Origin of the sequence: Streptomyces sp. NPDC093600, assembly GCF_044764755.1 — a bacterium.
In the GTDB taxonomy this organism is placed as follows: Bacteria; Actinomycetota; Actinomycetes; order Streptomycetales; family Streptomycetaceae; genus Streptomyces.
Genome location: NZ_JBIWIU010000010.1, coordinates 278334 through 296700, shown reverse-complemented (window position 1 = coordinate 296700; position 18367 = coordinate 278334). Strand labels below are relative to the sequence as shown.

Annotated in this window: 16 protein-coding genes and 2 pseudogenes; 11 read left to right on the top strand and 7 right to left on the bottom strand. The window is 68.8% G+C overall.

Features of this window, described 5'->3' with window-relative positions; all coding sequences use genetic code 11:
• Positions 1-339, bottom strand: a 339-nt coding sequence (locus tag ACIRB4_RS24665) for a transposase (RefSeq protein WP_403294312.1), incomplete at its 3' end; no start/stop codon positions are given.
• Between the two features lie 592 nt (positions 340-931).
• Between ACIRB4_RS24665 and ACIRB4_RS24660 the strand changes: the two genes are divergently transcribed.
• Positions 932-1228, top strand: coding sequence for a hypothetical protein (locus tag ACIRB4_RS24660; protein WP_403294311.1), 297 nt, complete (start codon positions 932-934; stop codon positions 1226-1228).
• Between the two features lie 57 nt (positions 1229-1285).
• Here the strand turns inward: ACIRB4_RS24660 and istB are convergent.
• Positions 1286-2082 (bottom strand): annotated as a pseudogene (gene istB, locus ACIRB4_RS24655) (IS21-like element helper ATPase IstB).
• The gene (gene istA / locus ACIRB4_RS24650; RefSeq protein ID WP_403294332.1) at positions 2079-3707 is read right to left on the bottom strand and encodes an IS21 family transposase; all 1629 of its coding nucleotides are present in this window, start codon (positions 3705-3707) and stop codon (positions 2079-2081) included. Before istA ends, istB begins: the two are co-directional and overlap by 4 nt.
• A 179-nt stretch (positions 3708-3886) precedes the next feature.
• On the opposite strand from istA, the pseudogene ACIRB4_RS24645 reads away from it, so the two are divergent.
• Positions 3887-4250: pseudogene (locus tag ACIRB4_RS24645) on the top strand (transposase); the annotation flags it as partial.
• A 427-nt stretch (positions 4251-4677) separates the two neighbouring features.
• On the opposite strand, the gene ACIRB4_RS24640 reads toward ACIRB4_RS24645, so the two are convergent.
• Together ACIRB4_RS24640 and ACIRB4_RS24635 are read right to left on the bottom strand one after the other, a co-directional pair.
• Positions 4678-5898, bottom strand: coding sequence for an ABC transporter substrate-binding protein (locus tag ACIRB4_RS24640; RefSeq protein ID WP_403294309.1), 1221 nt, complete (start codon positions 5896-5898; stop codon positions 4678-4680).
• 89 nt (positions 5899-5987) lie between these two features.
• The gene (locus ACIRB4_RS24635; protein WP_403294308.1) at positions 5988-6368 is read right to left on the bottom strand and encodes a hypothetical protein; all 381 of its coding nucleotides are present in this window, start codon (positions 6366-6368) and stop codon (positions 5988-5990) included.
• An 860-nt stretch (positions 6369-7228) separates the two neighbouring features.
• Between ACIRB4_RS24635 and ACIRB4_RS24630 the strand changes: the two genes are divergently transcribed.
• Together ACIRB4_RS24630 and ACIRB4_RS24625 are read left to right on the top strand one after the other, a co-directional pair.
• Positions 7229-7663: a DUF6892 domain-containing protein gene (locus ACIRB4_RS24630; protein WP_403294307.1), complete on the top strand. Its 435-nt coding sequence runs from the start codon at positions 7229-7231 to the stop codon at positions 7661-7663.
• A 766-nt stretch (positions 7664-8429) separates the two neighbouring features.
• Positions 8430-8918: a hypothetical protein gene (locus ACIRB4_RS24625; RefSeq protein ID WP_403294306.1), complete on the top strand. Its 489-nt coding sequence runs from the start codon at positions 8430-8432 to the stop codon at positions 8916-8918.
• Between the two features lie 385 nt (positions 8919-9303).
• Here the strand turns inward: ACIRB4_RS24625 and ACIRB4_RS24620 are convergent, their stop codons facing one another.
• Positions 9304-9690, bottom strand: coding sequence for a hypothetical protein (locus ACIRB4_RS24620; protein WP_403294305.1), 387 nt, complete (start codon positions 9688-9690; stop codon positions 9304-9306).
• Between the two features lie 1028 nt (positions 9691-10718).
• Here ACIRB4_RS24620 and ACIRB4_RS24615 point away from each other — a divergent pair.
• From ACIRB4_RS24615 to ACIRB4_RS24590, 6 genes are all read left to right on the top strand, one after another.
• On the top strand, positions 10719-11315 hold the full coding sequence (locus tag ACIRB4_RS24615) for a DUF2165 domain-containing protein (protein ID WP_403294304.1): 597 nt from the start codon (positions 10719-10721) through the stop codon (positions 11313-11315).
• On the top strand, positions 11210-11647 hold the full coding sequence (locus tag ACIRB4_RS24610) for a hypothetical protein (RefSeq protein WP_403294331.1): 438 nt from the start codon (positions 11210-11212) through the stop codon (positions 11645-11647). The genes ACIRB4_RS24615 and ACIRB4_RS24610 overlap by 106 nt, the downstream gene beginning before the upstream one ends.
• Complete coding sequence (locus ACIRB4_RS24605) at positions 11647-11901, top strand: PCC domain-containing protein (protein ID WP_403294303.1); 255 nt, start codon at positions 11647-11649, stop codon at positions 11899-11901. Before ACIRB4_RS24610 ends, ACIRB4_RS24605 begins: the two co-directional genes overlap by 1 nt.
• A gap of 74 nt (positions 11902-11975) precedes the next feature.
• Positions 11976-12128, top strand: coding sequence for a hypothetical protein (locus ACIRB4_RS24600; protein ID WP_403294302.1), 153 nt, complete (start codon positions 11976-11978; stop codon positions 12126-12128).
• 93 nt (positions 12129-12221) lie between these two features.
• Positions 12222-12842 (top strand): ketopantoate reductase C-terminal domain-containing protein, encoded by a 621-nt coding sequence (locus ACIRB4_RS24595; RefSeq protein ID WP_403294301.1) that lies wholly within the window; start codon positions 12222-12224, stop codon positions 12840-12842.
• Between the two features lie 402 nt (positions 12843-13244).
• Positions 13245-14612, top strand: a complete 1368-nt coding sequence (locus tag ACIRB4_RS24590) for a pyridoxal phosphate-dependent decarboxylase family protein (RefSeq protein ID WP_403294300.1) — start codon at positions 13245-13247, stop codon at positions 14610-14612.
• A gap of 169 nt (positions 14613-14781) precedes the next feature.
• Here the strand turns inward: ACIRB4_RS24590 and ACIRB4_RS24585 are convergent, their stop codons facing one another.
• Positions 14782-15738, bottom strand: coding sequence for a zinc-binding alcohol dehydrogenase family protein (locus ACIRB4_RS24585; protein ID WP_403294299.1), 957 nt, complete (start codon positions 15736-15738; stop codon positions 14782-14784).
• Positions 15739-16192: 454 nt separating this feature from the next.
• Here ACIRB4_RS24585 and ACIRB4_RS24580 point away from each other — a divergent pair, with 454 nt between their 5' ends.
• Positions 16193-18262: an RICIN domain-containing protein gene (locus ACIRB4_RS24580; RefSeq protein WP_403294298.1), complete on the top strand. Its 2070-nt coding sequence runs from the start codon at positions 16193-16195 to the stop codon at positions 18260-18262.
• Positions 18263-18367 lie beyond the last annotated feature (105 nt).

The following is an 18367-nucleotide window of genomic DNA, read 5'->3' as shown; positions in this document are numbered from 1 at the left end:
GCAGGCACTCGGCTCGGCATCGCGGCCTTCCGCTTCCCGGACCAGGCGCCGCAGGAGACCGTTGAGCTGGTCGAAGACCTCGTCCTTCTGCCAGGCGGCGAAGTAGCCGTAAACCGTCTGCCATGGGGCGAAGTCGTGCGGTAGATACCGCCAGGGAATCCCGTTTCGGTCGACGTAGAGGATGGCGTCCATGATCCGGTGCAGATCGTGCTCGGGCGGTCGCCCGATGTCCAGGCCCTTCCCTCTTCTTGCGGCCCGCCATGCTGCCAGAGTCGGTTCCAGCAGTTCCCAACGGGAATCGGACAGGTCACTCGGGTACGGCCGCTGCTTACGAGGCATGTTTCTGTAATACCGATGGCCGTCGTCCCGCCACAGGGCGCAAACCGGCGTGACCGGGGGCGGGTTGGGATCAGACAGGAGCGAAGGGGCCGAAACGGACCCTCGAAGGCCGTCATCCGCCTCATCTGCCACAAAAGACGTCTAATGCCCCAGTCGACCCGAAGCGGTCCGCCACCTGAACTGCAATGAAGCACCCCTGGCGGGACAAAACGCTCTTTGAGAGGTCGTTTTCGCCTGAACTGCCTGCGTATCGGCCGATTCTCAGGTCGTGGGATTGCGGTGACGGGGAGATTGTTGGTGCGGTTGTGACCTGTGGGTCGGATGGGGTGACGGTCGGGGCGGGATGAGAGTTGTTCCTGTCTCATCCCAAGACGCCCGGCCTTTCTGCGTGCTTCCGTCGTCACTGTTATGCGCCTGGGCGCACTCCGTGTTGGCTTCGTTCACTTCAAGCGGCAGCGTTTGTTGAGCAGTCTGGGAGGCAGGTGGTGATCCGCTGGCTCGCTGATCTTCACGAGAAATGAAGGCAGTCTGATGTCCGAGCGTCCGGGATGATCGGGGAGGAGTTCGGATCCGCGAGGGAAGGAACAGCGCGATGGCGATCAGAGGGCTGAGCCCGGAGAGAACGGCCCGCCTTGAAATGCTCGTCGACGAGTGCCGGCCACTGTTGGCAGGGGACCGCGGGATGGCTGCTGTGCAGCGGCTGCTGAGTGAGCGCCAGGTCGAGGTACTTGATGCTGTGGTGATTACGCGTGAACTGCTGGGGGCGGGCCCCACGTCGCTCGCGGAGGCGAAGACCATCGTTCTGACGAGCCCAGGCAGAGGGCGTGAGCTGAGGGTGCACGAGCAGTTCATGGACGGCTTGGAGCAGAACGGCGCCCTCGGCCAGTGAGAACCGGCTGGTCGGCGCCCCGCCACCCATGAAGGGTGGCGGGTTGCAGGGAAGCCGTCAGACGGCTTTGGCTGGCTCTTCGGCTCGCGCCCGTGTGGAGGCGAGGCGGTACGAGTCGGTGCCGGTCTCGATGATCATGCCGTTGAAGGTCAGGCGGTCCACGATGGCCGCGCAGAGCCGTGGATCGGTGAAGGTCTTCGTCCAGCCGCCGAACGACTCGTTGGAGGCGATCGCGACGCTGTTCTTCTCCTCGCGTTCGGTCAGGACCTGGAAGAGGAGTTCGGCGCCGTGGCGGTCGAGTTCCATGTAGCCGAGTTCGTCGATGCAGAGGAGATCGACGCGGCCGTAGCGGGCGATCGTCTTGTTCAGCTGCTTCTCGTCCGCAGCCTCGACCAGCTCGTTGACCAGCTTCGTCGCGAGCGTGTAGCGGACACGGTAGCCCTTCATCGCTGCCTCGGTGCCCAGCGCGATGAGCATGTGGGACTTTCCGGTGCCGGAGTCGCCGATGAGGCAGAGCGGCTGACTCTTCTTGATCCATTCGCAGCTGGCGAGGGTGTGGATGGTGGCCGGGTCAATGTTCGGGTTGGCGTCGAAGTCGAAGGACCGCAGGGACTTCTCTCGTGGGAAGCCGGCTGCCTTGATCCGCCGCTCTGACCGGCGGCGGGCCCGGTCGTCGCACTCGGCCATCAGTAGTTCGGCGAGGAAGCCGCGGTAGGTCATCTGGTCCTTGATGCCCGGTCGGCGATGTCGGAGAATTCGTTGCGGATCGACGGCAGCCGCAGCAGGCGGCAGGCGGAGTCGATCGCGGCGTCGGCGGCCTGCTCGGTCAAGCCTCGCTGTCGGGGCATGGTCACTGCGCTTCTCCCTCACGGTGGCCGCTGCCGCTGGTGCGGCGGCGTCGGAGCAACTGGTCGTAGTGAGACACCGAGGGCAGCGGCCTGGTGTCCGGTGGAAGATGCGCGAGCCGCCATTCGTGCAGGGACGTCACCGTCGCCGGCGGCTGGCCGAGGGTCCGGGGGTCCGGTGCGGGCTCGGTCTCGGCCTGGGCGGCCTTGCGGGCCTCCAGCGCGACTGCATCCGCGGTCATGGCCCCGGCCCGCAGGGCTGCTGCCAGTCCGGCGACGACATGTTCGTGCGTCATGTGGCGTCCGAGCAGCAGCACCTCGATGAGCGCGCGGGTGCCGTCCCGCTCGCCGTGGATCTTCATGGCCTGGGTCCACCAGGCGTCGTGGACCGGGGTGAACTTGCCGGCTGATCGGGCCTGTTCGAGGGCGGTCGAGCCGGGGAAGGCGCCGGGTTTGCGGACCAGGACTTCCAGGTAGTGGTCCAGTTCCAGGCGGACGGCACCTTTGGCGATCAGCCGCTCATGCCGGGCGACTTCCACGTTCTGGTCGTAAACCACCAGGTGAGAGGCGTGAAGGATGACCCGCACCCGCTTGCCGATCAGCCGGATGGGGACCGAGTAGCGGTTTGTGCGGACCGGGATCTGACCGTAGCGGTCGACCCGCGGGGTGAACAGCCGCCCGGTCTCGAACGGCTCCTCCGGCAGCGGCATCAGCAGCGGTCGTTCGAGCGCGAAGTCCTCGGCGATGGTCCTGGACCTGGATCCGATTCGGCGGGCGTCGTCCTGCCGGTCCCACTGCTCGACCATCTCGTTCAGCTCGGCCAGCGAGGAGACCTCGGGGACGGGGACGAAGTGGTTGCGGCGGAAGTAGCCGATCTGTCCCTCGACGCCGCCCTTCTCGTGGGCGCCCTCGATGCCGGGGCGGCAGTAGAAGCTTTCGATCGCGTACTGCGATTTGAAGGCGATCCACTGGTCAGCTTCCACCCTCGCCCGGCTCAGCCCGAGCACGCGGGCGACGGCGGCCTTGAGGTTGTCGTAGCGGACCTTGGTTCGCGGGACACCGCCCAGCGTCCGCAGCGCGTGGACGTGGCCTTCGAAGAACGCCTCCTGGCCGCAGGAGGCGAACACGCGGTGGACGGCCTTGCCTGAATACGACAGGCGGAAGGAGAACAGGTAGCAGGTCACCAGCTCGCCGGCAAGGCGGATCGTCACGTCGCCGAAGTCGACCTCCGCCTCGTGACCGGGCTGGTGGGTCTGGGGGACGAACGCCTCCAGAGGGGCCTTGCCCGACTCGACCAGGATCTCGGGCTTCCGGGCCGCGACGTAGTAGCGGACCATCCCGTAGGAGACGTCGGCGCCGTGTTCCTCGACCAGCCGATGGAAGATCCGGGTGATCGTGTGCCGCTGCTTGCGCGGCGCGTCCAGGTCCGCCCGCAGGATCTCGTCGATCACCGGCTTGTAGCGGTCCAGTCCGGTCGCCCGCGGCGGCAGCTTCTTGCGCGGCTCCGGCCAGGACGAATCCAACGCCTTCCGTACCGTCCGCCACGTCACGCCGTGCTTGCGCTCAAGCTCCCGCATCGACATGCCGCCACGGTGGTCACGCCGGATCGCCGCGTACAGCTCGACCTTCGACATCCGCGGCATGACCAGCACCTTTCACCAGGAGCATCCCGATGCTGCCCTGGCAAGAACCCCGGTGCCTCCCAAACTCGTCGACATCACCCATCCGTGGAACAGGGCGCCTCCCAAACCCATCGACAAGCGACGTCGCTACTGCTCGATAAAGCCACCGTGTGGAGCGGTACGCCGTAAGCATGGCGAAGCGACGTCCGTATCCGAGTGACTTGTCCGATGCCCGCTGGGAGTTGATCGAGCCAGTCCTTGCGGCCTGGCGTTTCGAGCGCCGCGGCAGGCCGCTGGACTTCGGCCGGCCGCCCGAGCATGACCTGCGCGACATCATGGACGCGATCTTGTATGTGGACCGGACCGGGGTGCAGTGGCGCTACCTTCCGCACGACTTCCCGCACTGGAACACGGTCTACGGCTACTTCGCCAAATGGGCCGACGAGGGCGTGTTCGCCCAGCTCAATGGCCTGCTCCGGCAGCTGCTGCGGGAGAAGGAAGGGCGGGACGGCGAGCCTTCCGCGGGTGTGATCGACGCCCAGAGCACGAGCACCACTTCCGGGTGCCACCCGCAGGCGACGGGTTGTCGCCACAGCGACGGCCTGGTGATTCCAGTGGTGATGCCGGGGACGCCTTGGGCGCGACGATCTCGACGCCCTGCGGCTGATCAACAGCCTCGAAATCAACGAAGCCGTGCTCTACGCCCGCATGGAGAATGTGGAGGAGAGCACTCTCATCTGATCGGCCGCCGTGAGGGGAACCATGCCGCCCGCTCATGTGCGACGGCCACCTCACGCGGATCTTTCCGGTCTGTTCCGCTGTCCGCCAGGTGAGGCATGGGCCGGATCCCCGTGCAAGACGACGACCCGTGGTTGCCGGGGTCGGGTGGCGCCCTGCCGCTCTGATCGGCACCCCAGACCCGGGTGCCATGGCGGGCAGGTGTTCGCGCACTTCGGCAACCGGGTCAGAGCGCGGCGCCCGGTCAGGTCGGTCGGAGTGTGCCCGTGATGGGAATGTCAGGGGCGTCGTGGTTGGTGACGATGGCGAGGCTCGGGCCCTTGGGGCCGGGGTGCCACTGGCCGCCAGCCAGGCGGAGGAGCGCGATGTTGGGGGTGGGCCCCCGCTTCCAGTCGAGGGTGCCCGCGATGGTGGACAAGATGGTGCCGGCGAGGGCGTCGGCGATCGCAGCATGGTCGGTGGGGTCGTCGGCAGTGCTCAGTGCGTGGTGGGCGGTCTCCACGAGGGCGTGGGCCAGGCCGAGTGGCTGCAGCCAGGTCTCGCCGGTGTCACGTTGGTAGCCGTGGGCGAGGTCGGCGCACGTGGTGCCGTCGAGGCTGGAGCGGTAGGGATGGTTGGGGCTCCAGTAGACGAGGGTGGCGACGCGGGCGTCGGCGAGTTCGGCGTGGATGTGCGGGGCGGTAGTGGTGTGGGTGTGGGGGTAGGTCAGCCACCGAGAGCAGGTGATCAGTCGGGGCCGTAGCCCGGCCTGGCGGGCCTCGCGGTGGAAGAGGGCCAGGTCGGCGGCGGTGGCGGCGCTGGTGACGATGTCGGCGTCGTGTTCCCGCATACGGGCGACCTGTGTCTGGAAGTCGTTTGCGGGTTCGCGGTAGGGGCCGAGGTCGGCCAGGGCATGTCCGCGTGCCGACGTCACCGGGGCGAACCCGTACTCTTGGTGGCGGAGCAGGCTGCCTTGGAGGTCGTCGTTCCACAGGCAGCCGACGGTGGGGGCCCCCTCGATCTGCTCCCACATTCGGGCGAAGGCGGTGGCGATGTCGTCCAGGCCCCAGGCGAAGTGGTAGGTCCACCGGAAGGAGTGCCCCGGGGTGGCGCCGCGGGAGTGGACATAGGCCTGCCACGGGAAGGTGGTCGACAGGCACGGGACGCGCAGTTCCTCGCAGGCGTCCGCGACAGCCGGTAGTACCTGGGTCCCGGCCATGGTCAACACGATGTGTGCCTGGTCGGCAGTGACCAGGTCGTGGACGGCCTGCCGGGCAGCCGCCGGCTCAGAGCGGCTGTCGCGCACGACGATTGACAGGTCATAACGTCGGCTGCCGTTTCGCAGGTGCCGCAGCTGTGGTGCCAGCGCCTTCAGAACGTACGTCAAGGGCTTGCCCAGCGGGGCCAGACGCCCCGTCAGCGGCGCCACCACACCAATAGTCAACTGGGCCGAGGCTGTGTTCACCCGTACTGCCTGCTCTCTCATCGCTCCCCGGAAGGGGCCGGTGAACCGTGACGATGGACGACGCCACGTCCCACCGGCCCTGTAGGTGGGCATGTGCCAGCCTGTTCAGATCAGTGGCTGGATCGGTCCACGGTGACGCACGTGGTGCGGCTCATCACCGAGACCGTCTCGTTGCCGCAGTTGTTGCTGTGGCCCGAGGCGTTGCGGGCGAACACCAGGTTGGACAGAATCCCGCCGCTCGGGCCGGCCTGGTCACCGCCGCTCCTCCCACCGGTGTCCTCAGAGATGCACGTGCGGTCCTTGAACAGCGCTACCTTCCCCGTTCCGCAGAGGTTGGCATGGCCGGAGGAGTTCCTGCCGGACAAATTGGACAGCACGCCGCCCGGTCCCGCGTCACTGTCCCCGGCGTGTGCCGCGGCCATACACACGGGCGCCGTCAGCACCACCCCCACCATCGAAGCCACCACCGCGATACGCCGCGCACCGAACATCCGCACTCTTCTTCTTCCCATCTACCGCTGCCGGCCACGTCGGCCGGTCCACCCGCCCTAACGACGCTCTGGCCAAACGGCATCGGCCACGGGGCCGGTGAATCATCAGCACGGCAGTTGATCAGCCCCCTCGAAGGGAGTTCCACCGCTCAGACCGTTGACAGCGGGAGCGGACGGGGCATATGGAGCGCGGTCGGAGGGTCCCCTACTCCAAGTCAGGGCTGGGGCAGGGAACCCTGACCGGAGTCGGGTGGGTGCCCAGCGCTTCCGTATGTGGCGAGGCAGACGCCACACCGTGCCGTTCTGCCTCAGTGCAACCCCAGGCCCGCCACCTGTCGAGGCGCACCGCTCGCCGGGCAAGCGGATCGGTCTTGCTCATGAGCCAGTCAACGACTGGTCCCAGGGTGGTGACTCCGGACTGGGCTGCCTGTGTTCCTCGCCCCACTGCGACTGCACCACCCTGGTCCCGTCAATAGCCACCGCAACGGCCTTTGGGGTGGTGCTGGAAGGTCCGGGGAGGCGGGGGTGAGGGGCTGCAGGGTTGTGGCGATTCGTTGGGGCGGGGGCCCTACCGGACACGGTGTTCTGTGCGCCGCCGGTGTCGATCCAGCCAATGGCGGGTGAAACGCCGTTCTGGGGTCGTGGCTTTGCATGGTCGAAGGAGCGTTGGCCGTGGCAGGTCCGACGATGAGGGCGCTGTCGCGCGGAGAGGGATGACCCCCATCCATCGACTCACTGCTCGATCCGGGGCAGCGAGTTCCAGGTCGGCAGCTCGGACCTACAACGCCATGAGCTCGAGGAGCCTCCCATCACGCGAGAGGGCCGGCAGGGTTGTCAGTCTCCGTTGATATACAAACGCCATGACCGTTTTCCGTGACTTCAACTTCAAGCTCCTCGTCATCGAGAAGCTCATGTACTGGGACGAGACGCTGACCCCTGTGTTCAGCCTGAAAAAGCACATGCGTGAGCGCGGGATCGAGGATCTCGACGCTTACGTCGAGGAGAACGAGCTGGAGTACACCATCCTCGACGAGGCTCGCACGTACTTCGAGGAGCTGGACATACCAGCGGAGCTGCTTGCCACCGTGGAGGAGCTGACCTTCGACGGCGGCCATCAGGTCTTCATGGAGTGCGCCCCGGTCTGGGACGGCGAGGACGACCTCTTCGACGTGCGTTGCCTCGACGACCTGGACCTGCTTCCCACCCTCAAGCTCTTCACCGGGAAGCGCGAGTTGGAGCACATGCTTCCCGGCGCCCTGGAGATCCTCGCGGCCAGGGGAATCGCCACACGCTAGCTCGGGCACCTGCTTCGAATTGCTTCGACCAGAGACAGGCGGAAGAAGCTGGTCGACGCTTGCGCGCGCAGTTCTGACGGGCCCTGCGCCGTCAGGCACCGCCTCTCGGCCTTCTGACCCGTGGCTGCGTGTGACGCGGTCGTTGCAGGACTCGACACGCCTGCCTTGCGCATCTTGGCCGAGCGCACGCGCGGTGAGGCTGGCTACCACCTTCCCGCCCCCTGTCGGCAGCCTTGAGGAACGTGGGCTTACGTTCCATTCGCCAAGGAGCCGTTGAGGTCGGGAAGCGCGGTGCGTGGGATGGCACGTCGGTTTCTTGCCGGAGAGCTGATACCGCGAGAGGGGAGCTGTGCCTGAACTTCTACGTCAGCACGCTGTCCCTCTTGGCGCCGACGGTGGCGAAGCTCGTCGCCACGGACATCGAACAGCGGGACGAGGGCTTCGAGAGGCTGCGTGGCTGCACCGATCGTGCAGTCCGGTCAGCCACCGACTCTTTCGCGGGGTGCAGCGCTCCAGCACCCCACGCGGCCCCCATCGGACCAGAAGCGCACTGGTCAAGGCAACGACATCGCAAGGGTTCTTCGAGACCCGAAGTGCCGCGCAGCACATCGCCGACCGGGTCGTATCCCGGAGGCTGTCTCTACGACTAACCGAAGGGACAGACGGAAGGTCGCCCGCTGGAACCGGCAACCCTCCGACCGCTGCTAGGGTGTCGTGCGCTCGTCAAGGAGCCACTTTTTCTACCACTTTTAACGGGGATCGAAACATGAAGATGCGCCATGTCCGCGCGATCGCTGTCTTCGGCATCGCTGTCGTCGCCCTGACCGGCGCCCGCGGCTCGGGCGGCGGCGGCTGCGACAACAACAGCAGCAGCTCCAGCAGCAGCAACCACGGCAGCGACAACGACAGCACCTCCGGCGGCACATCCGGCGGTTCCCTGCCCGGCGGCTCCAGCAGCGCCGACAAGGCAGCCCGCGACGTGACCATCGACGAGTGCAAGTACGACCCGGCGACCAAGAATCTCGTCGCCCGGGTCACCGTCAAGAACGACGGCGCGATGGATTACGACTACAACGTCACCATGAAGTTCACCGGCGCCGCCGGCGGCAGTGTCGTCCCGGCGACCGCCTTCAAGACCGCCATCGCGGTGGCGGCGGGCGCGTCCGTCAAGGCCGAGCTGACCACCCCGTATCCCGGGACCGGTGACGGCTCCGAGTACACCAAGTGCGAGGTCTCACGAGCCTCCCGCTTCTGACCGTCCGGCAGCCCCGGGGGGGTTCCCCGGGGCTTCGCCGAGCCGGGTGGGCAGCGCCAACGGCCGCTCGGCGAAGAGCTCCGCGAGCCGCGGTCGTGGTCGACCAGCTCAGGGCGTCCAGATGCTCAACGCGTGCCGAGGGCTCAGCGAATGCCCAGAGGTGACGCAGGGTCAGGGCGGAAGAGACCACGGCTGCGCACTCCTCGAGGTCGAGCAGGCGAACGCCAGCGCATTCCGCGGGCAGATCGGCCCGGGGCCCGGCGCCAAGGGTCCGGCGTGCCGTCACGGCCCCTGTACATCCGAGGAATCGGGCGCCTCTCCATTCAGACACGAGGCTGGGCCCCCTACTTCACCGTCCAGGGAGTCGACGCCCGACACCACCGGGTCATGCGTGTTCTTGCGGCTCTTCCTGAAGGGCTGCCCGACGCTCCCGCCCATCGGACGCGAGCGGCTCCGCCGGGCGGTCCTCCCGTTCCCGCTGCCTGGCAGCCAGGGCCCTCGCCAGCATCTTTGCCCGGTAAGGGTTCGACGTACCGAGGGCCGTCGCCACCTCCACGGCCTCGTCCAACAGGGCCAACCGTCGCTCAGGCAACTCCCGCACCAGGGGCGACGCGCTCGCCTCCACCAGGACGTACACCAGCTTGGACCCGTACGCCTCCGGCTCGACCTGGGTCAGAAGGCGGTAGATCCACAACCCCTCGACACCGCGCACCACCCGCCGGTTGGCACTGAGCAGCCTGACCCTCGCCAGCACAACCATGTCCTGATCCATCGATCCCCTTCGTCCCCCCACCCCCGACCGGTGCACGCCACACGGCGAGACAGCACAGCGAACTCGCCGACAACCGACGAAGGTTGCCGACAAGTTGGCCGAAGAGTGGATGACGACGAGTCTGGCGCGCCGTACCTGCTGCCACAAGGTCGAACGGACGTGCCGTGCGTCCTACCGCAACCGCCTCCGAACAGGCATGATGGACCTGACACTCACTCAAGTACCATCCCTTGCGCCGACTCGGCCACGGCATCCCGTCGATGAGTGCACGTTCCCTCCCCCGACAGAGACCCACCGCCTCCCGGCCGCCCGGCCGGGAACGGCGTGCTTCCTGTCGCCGAGCGCCACCTCGCCGAGACATGGCCGGCCACCCCGCAACACGCCGGTCCCGACATCGAGGCCCGGGACCGCAGCGTGGTCCGGGCCCGCACTCCAGACCTGCTGACCGCCGGTCGGCCGAATGCCCTGCAATTCGCTTCGCCCTCATCGGCCTCGCTGCCGTCTTCCTGACGAACCACACTCTGCCCGCCCTGACACCGCCCCTGCAGATCTTCATGCACCAGCGTCCCCAGGGAACCGGCGTCGGCGACTACGTGTGGTTCGTCCTCGTGCCGGCCGCCCAGGACCACGGCCAGAACCTCACGGTGGCAGAGAAGCTCACCGACGCCTACGGGCGGGCACAGCGCGCGGGGTGCCGACACGGCCACGAGTACGCCGCCTCCTTGGCCAGATACTCACCAAGTCGGCGCCTGACTCACCAGGCACGCGCAGGGCTGTGACGCCTCGCGGTCACGAGAGCAGCGCTCCGCGCGTCGCTTCCTAGAGATGATCGGAATCCCTTGGGTTGTTCCATGCGAATCAGCGCCAATGGTGCGAGCTGGAATGCTCCTCGATCGGCGTGCAGGCGCCTGCCTGACACGCGGAGGGACCGGCGCCCGGCAGGACGGCTGGAACGCCACGCAAGTGGGGAAGTGACCGTACGACCCGCGGTCCAAAACGCCCGCGGAACAACGAGGGAGGACACATCCATGGCACAGGCCTACCGACCGACCGGCACCGACTCCGGCGCCAGTTCCTCGGAAACGACCCCGGCCACTCCGCGGAACTGGCTCCTCCGGCTGGGCGCGCCGCCCGTCGCGGCGACCGCGCTGACGGCGACCGTCGCGCTCTACATGGCCCTGGTCGCCTTCGGGAACATCACGGACTTCGGGACCAATCAGCAGTTCGTCCAGCATGTCCTGAGCATGGACACCACGTTCAAGGACCCTGACCTGATGTGGCGGGCGGTCGAATCCCCCGCCCTCCAGAACGCCGCCTACGTCGCCATCATCGCCTGGGAGACACTGACCGCGTCGGTCCTCCTCACCGCCACCTGGTTCTGGATCACGGGGCTGCGCCGCGACACGTACGACCGCGCCCGCGCGGCGAGCACCGTGGGCCTGGTGATGATGCTGCTGCTCTTCGGGATGGGTTTCCTCGCGATCGGCGGCGAGTGGTTCGCCATGTGGCAGTCGTCCGACTGGAACGGTCTGGACGCCGCGGCCCGCAACGTCGCATTGGCCGCCTTCACGCTCCTCCTCGTGCATCTGCCCGGTCTTCGCCGGGCAGGTATCGAACGGACCTGACCTCCATTGCTGAACCAGGTCGACGGCATGGTCGTCGCCGGTTTCGGAGTCGGCCACGTCCCCGACACCTGGTTCCCGTCCTCGCGAAGGCGGCCCAGCGGATCCCTGTCGTCCTCGCCTCCCGCACCGGAGCCGGCACCAGCCTGACGCACGCGTACGGGTTCGACGGATCGGAGAAGGACCTGCTCTCCCGCGGTCCCATCGGCGCCGGACAGCTCGACCCGTACGAATCCCGCCACCTCCTGACGGTGCTGCTACGCAGCGGCGCCGAGAACGACACGATCCACGCGACGTTCGCTCCCGCCGGAACGACAGCGGAGGGGCGAGGTTGATGCGAGCCACCGAGCTGCCCCTGGGGCGCTCCTTCGCGCTGTCCTTCGACGACGGCGACGACTTCGTCAAGGAGCTCACCGGCTTCTGCGCGGCGCACGGGATCCGGCAGGCGATCATCCCGATGTTCCTCGGCGGCTTCCGGCGGGTGGGCCTGGTGGGGGCGGCCGGTCCGCTGCAGGACCCGGAAGCCCCCGTGTGGGACGGGGCCGTCCTGGAGACGGTGGAGGCCGTGGGTGCCGGGACCCTCGCCTGAAGCCCGGATGCCGACTCCTGGCCCCTCACCTTCACGTCGCGGTCGGACGCAAGGACCTCGAGGCATCCGGCAGCGTGTCCCATCTGCTGTGGGCGGAGGTCCAGTTCATCCAGGAGATGGCTTTGCAGGAGGTCATCGCGCCGTCGACGCTGCGGCCCCGGTGCGGGCCGCACAGCGTCCCGACGCTCACCTTCGAACCGTCGTCGCTGAAGGTCCCGCCTTCTTGAGGTCCCGCCTTCTGAGAGCAGGCGATCGAGGACATCGCCCTGGCGATCGGCCCCGACACGGCGATCGCTCCGCTCCTCGACGGTCTCGCCCACATGGACGCCCTCAACGCCCGCTTCGGCGCCGCACGGGTCTCGGCGGAGTCGCGAGGGTGGTCACCACCCTCGCGACGAGGGCGACATCGCCCGCCTCGCGCCGCTCGCCCAGCTCACCGTCGGCGAACAGGACGGCCCCCCTCCCCCGCGTGGGAAGGTGCGGGCCGTACTGGCCGGGGGGCGGGGATCGACGTCCTGGTTCCCTCCGACGTGATCACCGCGATATGGCACAAGTGGGTCTTCATCACGACCTTCGGCGCGGTGACGAGCCTGATGCGCGGAACGGTCGGCGAGGTCGAGGCCGTTCCGGGCGGTACGGAGTTGGGCCCGTCGGTCCTGGCCGATGCGGCGGAGGTCGCGGCCGCGGCGGGCCGCCCTGTTCCCGAGTCCGAACGGGCCGCGACGCTCGGCGTCGTGACCGCGGCCGGCTCCTCGATGGCCCCCTCCCTCTACCGCGACCGGTGGCGGGCGGCCCACCGAGGCCGAGCACCTCTTCGGAGACCTGGTGAACCGTGCCCACGCCCTGTCGGTGGCGACGTCCCTCCTCGACCTGGCCACCCTCCACCTGCGCGTCACGAGGAGCGGATCAGGGTCGCGTCCGGCCCCGTCCGGCGTCACTAGGGAGCTGCTTCCAGTCCCGGGCGCCGTCCACGACGGGCCCGGGTGGCCTTGCGGCCCGCTCTCGCCGGCCGCGGGTGTACTGGAGATCGGGGGCCGGGCCGGCGAAGGTGGCGGAGCTCTCGGCCGGCGCGGTGGGCGCGGTGGGGGCGGTCGGGGCGGGTGTATGCCTCGGCGGCGTCGTCGAAGCTGCGTCGGGCGGCGCGCTTGAGCAGCGGGCCGCCCTTCGGAGGGCGTGGCCTCGGGGCCACCCCGTCCATCCGAGCCGCTGCCCCTTACCGGCAGCACCAACCGCACCCGGCCGGCCCCCTGCGTCGTCGCGGGGCGATGGTGCCCCCGGGGGGTGTGGACAAGCGGGCAGGCCACGGCTTGCGCGGCGTGTGCGACGGTCGCATAGTCCGAAGTATGGACGCGCGCGAGGCGGCGCTCCGACGGGCGCATGACCATGCCGTCCGGTGGCTGGCGAGTCTGTCCGACCGCCGGGTTCCCGCCCGCGCCTCTGTCGACGAGATCGTGCGCGCGCTCGGTGCCGAACTGCCCGACGGCCCCAGCACCCCCGCCGACGTCGTCGACCTGCTGGCCACGGCCTGCGAGCCGGGGCTCACGGCATTCCCCAGCGGCCGCTTCTACGGGTTCGTGGTCGGCGGCACAGAACCTGCCGCGCTGGCCGCTGACTGGCTGGTCAGCGCCTGGGACCAGAACTGCGTGATGCGCGCCGTCTCGCCCGCGTACTCGGCGGCGGAGGACGTCGCCGGAGCGTGGCTGCTCGACCTGCTCGGCCTGCCGAGCGCCGCCTCCGTCGGCTTCACCACAGGTGCGACGATGGCGAACTTCACGTGCCTCGCCGCAGGCCGCGACACGGTGCTGCGGCGCACCGGCTGGAGCGTCGACCGCGACGGCCTCACCGGGGGGCCCGCCGTACACGTCGTCGCCGGAGAGTCCCGGCACATGGCCATCGACATGGCGCTGCGCTACCTCGGGCTCGGCAGGCCCGACCTGGTGAAGGCGGACGATCAAGGAAGCATCGAGCCAGACGCCCTGCGGCACGCGCTGGCGGCCGGAGGACAGCGGCCCACGATCGTGATCCTCCAGGCCGGCGACGTCCACTCCGGCGCCTTCGACCCCTTCGTCGAGAGCATGCGGGCCGCGCGCGACGCGGACGCGTGGGTTCACATCGACGGCGCCTTCGGACTGTGGGCGGCTGCCTCACCGCGGTACGCCCACCTGACGGCGGGTTGCGCGGACGCTGACTCCTGGGCGACGGACGCCCACAAGACCCTGAACGTCCCCTACGACTGCGGACTCGCTATCGTGCGTGATCCCTCCGCGGTCCGGGCGGCGATGGGCGAGCGCGGCGACTACCTCATCCAGCACGAACACGGTGACCCCATCGACAAGGTGCCCGAACTCTCCCGGCGCGGCAGGGCCTTCACCGCATGGGCCGCCCTCAGGTCCCTGGGCCGCTCCGGTGTGGCCGACCTCGTCGAGCGGCTGTGCGGGCACGCCCGTGCGTTCGCGACCGGGATCGCGGAGATGGACGGCGCGACCGTGCTCAACGACGTCGTGTTCACACAGGTCTGCGCCGAGTTCGGCGGCGACGAACGCACGGACCGTGTACTCGCCCGGCTGCTCGAAGACGGCACGGCGTGGATCAGCGGCTCCACCTGGCGCGGCCGACGCGTCATGCGCATCTCGGTGAGCAACTGGTCGACCACCGAGGACGATGTGAGGCGCACGCTCGACGCCGTCCGGCGCGCGGCCGTCAGCGCCTGACCGGAGGCTGCCCCCACCGTTTTCGCGCTCACTGAGTCGCACGCCGGAGCAACTGGGGCTCCGCCTGGAGAAGAGGCCCGCTGCCTTTGTGAGGCGGGACTTCAGCGGTGGCCCCCCGTACGGACTTCGTAGGTGACGCAGGTGACGTACGGGGCCGCGCAGCCCGGGATCAGCGGGACGTGTCGAGTACCAGCTTGCCGACGGTTCGGCGGGCGCGGAGGTCCTCGTGCGCGCGTGCCGCTTCGGTCAGGGGGTAGACGCAGCCGACCTGCGGCTTCAGGCGTCCGTCACCGACCATCTCGAGCAGCTCGGACATCGGCTCGCGGTACATGCCCGGGCGCCCGACCGCGTGCATCAGCCAGAAGCCGACGACCGCCCGGGAGCGGCCCATCAATTGCGCCGCATGGACCGGACGCGGGGCCTGCCGGCTCGCCATGCCGTACGTGACCAGTCGGCCGAAGGGCGCGAGGGCGGCGAGGGACTCGTCGAAGACCGGCCCTCCGGTCATCTCGAGGACGACGTCGACCTTCCTGCCCTCGTTGGCCTCTGTCAGCCGGTCCTTGAGGCCTTCCGCGTCGGCGTCGACGGCGACGTCCGCGCCGAGGGAGAGGGCGAGATCGCGCTTCTGCGGGGTGGAGGCGGTGGCGATGACCCGTCCGGCCCCGAACAACTTGGCGAGCTGCACGGCGAGGGAGCCGGTGCCGCCCGCGGCGGCGTGCACCACGAGCGACTCGCCCGGAGCCACCCGTCCCACGGTGCGCAGCAGGTGCCAGGCGGTGAGGCCCTGGACGATCAGGGCCAGAGCCTCACCGTCGCTCACCGAGTCGGGGACGTCGATTGCCAAGTCCTCCCGTACGGAGGCCTTTTCGGCATAGCCGCCGTAGTTGTCCGCGAGGGCGACGACCCTGCGCCCGTCCTCCGTGCGGCCGACCACCTCACCGCCCGGGATCATCGGCAGGGCGGAACGGGACAGGTACGAGTCCTCGACCGCGTGCGTGTCGGCGTAGTTGACGCCGGCTGCCGAGACGTCGATCAGCAGACGGCCGGGCTCGGGCCGGGGATCGGGTACCTCCACCAGCCGCAGCACCTCGGGCCCGCCGAATTCGGTGACGTGTATCGCACGCACAGTCGCTCCTCACCCCTGCCATGTCCTCGGAGCCCTCCGCCGGAGCCCGCCGTCTTCACGTTCCCATCAGGCGAGAGGCATTACCAACTGCTCAGTATGTGAGCTGCGCCACACCGCCGACATCGGGGCGTCTCATGGATTCTCCAGGCGGTCGTTTCGGATTCCCACCATGCGTGACGGCAAAAATTCTTTGGAGTGATGAATTCCGTTGACTGCGAGTCCAATAACTACTTCCCATATCTCGATTGGATAACGAGAGGGTCGTCAAGAGCTAAACCATTCCCACCCTTAGACCCCAACCGACTTACTCAGTAACGGATTTGACGGATCGTCATTTTGGACCACCAGGTAACGGAACGCACTTATTCGTTCGGCCCCTCTTTGTCTGAATTTTCTGTCCCGACGTTCTGGCAGGCTTCCGCGCACCGTTCCCCGATCAAGGAAGAGGTGCCACTTGTCCGGACGTCGAAGACTGAAGCCGCGTCGCCGTAGGACCCCCGGTCTCATACTCGCCACGGCCGTCGCCGCCATCGCGGTCGTCGCGGGCGTGACATACGAGGCCACCGGGCCGGCGGCCGGGACGACCGACCGCCCCCTGCCGCTCGCCCAGCCGGCCGGTACACCGGCCACGGCGCCCGTGCCGGCCGCCGGCCCCGCGCGGGACGAGAAGCCGGAACCCCTGGTCAAGAAGCCGAAGAGCGAGCCGGAACGCGGACTCGTCTACGAGGGTTTGACGCCCGCACCCCAGGGGGATCGCTGCGCCGGCGTCTACCGCACGACGGCAGGCCACTGCACGCACGGCCCGGACGCCCCTCCGAAGGGCGTCGACATCAAGAAGGACACGCCTCCGGCCGTCAAGGCGGTCGTCCCCGCCGAGGACCCGGCCAGGCAGGCGCCCGACCGGTCCGACGACAAGGGGTCAGCCGAACTGCCCCGGACCTCCACTCCCGCGCTCGACGCCGCCGCACCGAAGCAGGGCGACCCGCCTACGGGGGCGGCCTCCGGCACCCGCAAGGCGCCGGCGACCGCCCCCTCCGGGCAGACCGTGCAGTGCGACGGTGACGGCACGACCGGCAACCGCGTCCAGGTGGTCTACGTCCACGCCCCGGGAACGGACCGGTACGCCACGTACCTGGCGTCCTTCCGCAAGTGGGCGGCGGACGCCGACCTGATCTTCTCCGTGAGCGCCCAGGACACCGGCGGCATACGGCACATCCGCTACGTCACCGGCTCCGGCTGCGTGCCGACGGTGCTCAACATCGAGCTCCCCGCCTCCGCTCTGGCCGAGTTCAGCGCCATGAACCGGGCGCTCGCCGCCCGAGGTCTGGACCGCCGTGACCGCAAGTACATGATCTTCGCCGACGCCCGGGTGTACTGCGGCATAGGCACCTTCGCCGGTGACGAGCGACCCGCCCAGAACAACCTCAGCAACTTCGGCCCCTCCTACGGCCGTACGGACACAGGCTGCTGGGGCGGCCACACCGCCGCCCACGAACTGGGCCACAATCTCGGCGCGGTGAACAACAGCGCGCCCAACACCAGTCGCGGCGCCCACTGCACCGACGAGTGGGACGTGATGTGCTACTCGGACAGCCCGTACTACCCGCGGATGCGCTCGATCTGTCAGAACGGCGCCTACGAGAACCGGCTGGACTGCAACCACGACGACTACTTCCACACCAACCCCCGGCCCGGCAGCTATCTGGCCACGCACTGGAACATCGCCGACAACCAGTTCCTCATGCGTACCAGGGGAACCACCCAGCCCGATCCGACACCCACACCGACACCGACACCGACACCGACTCCGACGGGCGGGCCGACGGGCGGGCCGTCCACGGCGCCCTCCGTCACCGTCGGACAGATCGCGCCGGACTCCGTCGTGGCCACCTGGCCGGCCGTCCGCAACGCCGACTGGTACCAGCTCATCCTCGACGGCCAGGCCATCGGATGGGTGAAGGGGAACAGCGCCCGCGTCTACAACCTGAAGCCCGGCAGCGACCACACGCTTGCCGTCTCCGTGCGGGACCTGTCCGGGAAGGACAGCGGTCCGGGCAAAGCCACGTCCTTCCGCACGGCCGGCGTCGGCGGCGGCACGACGCCGAACACGCGCTACGTTCTCACGAACGGTGCCACCGGCACGGCCGCGGAAGTGTGGGGCGGCAGGACCGCGGACGGAACCGTCCTGGTCGGGTCTCCACGCAACGGCTACGCCCATCAGCAGTGGTACGTCGACGACGCGGGCAACGGTCACAGCCGTATCCGCTCTGCCGCCTCGGGCAAGTGCCTCCAGACAGGCGGTACGGCCGGCCCCGGCATGTGGGTGTCCCAGCAGCCCTGCGGCAACGCCGCCGCGCAACTGTGGAAGCTCACTCCCACCGGCAACGGCATGATGATCACCGCCGGTGCGAGCCGCTTCGCGCTCGGCGTCAGCAACCGGCCGTACTACGGATCCTGGCTGATCGAGCTCCAGCACGCGGCCGGGGCGCCGGCGCAGATCTGGACGTTGCAGAAGTCGGCCTGACCTCCTGACCGGCTCCGGCCGGAACGCCTACCCGAATGACGGCCGACGGACGGCGCCTGACCGCCCGTCGGCCGCCCACCCCTTCCGGCCCCTCGGCCTTTCCGC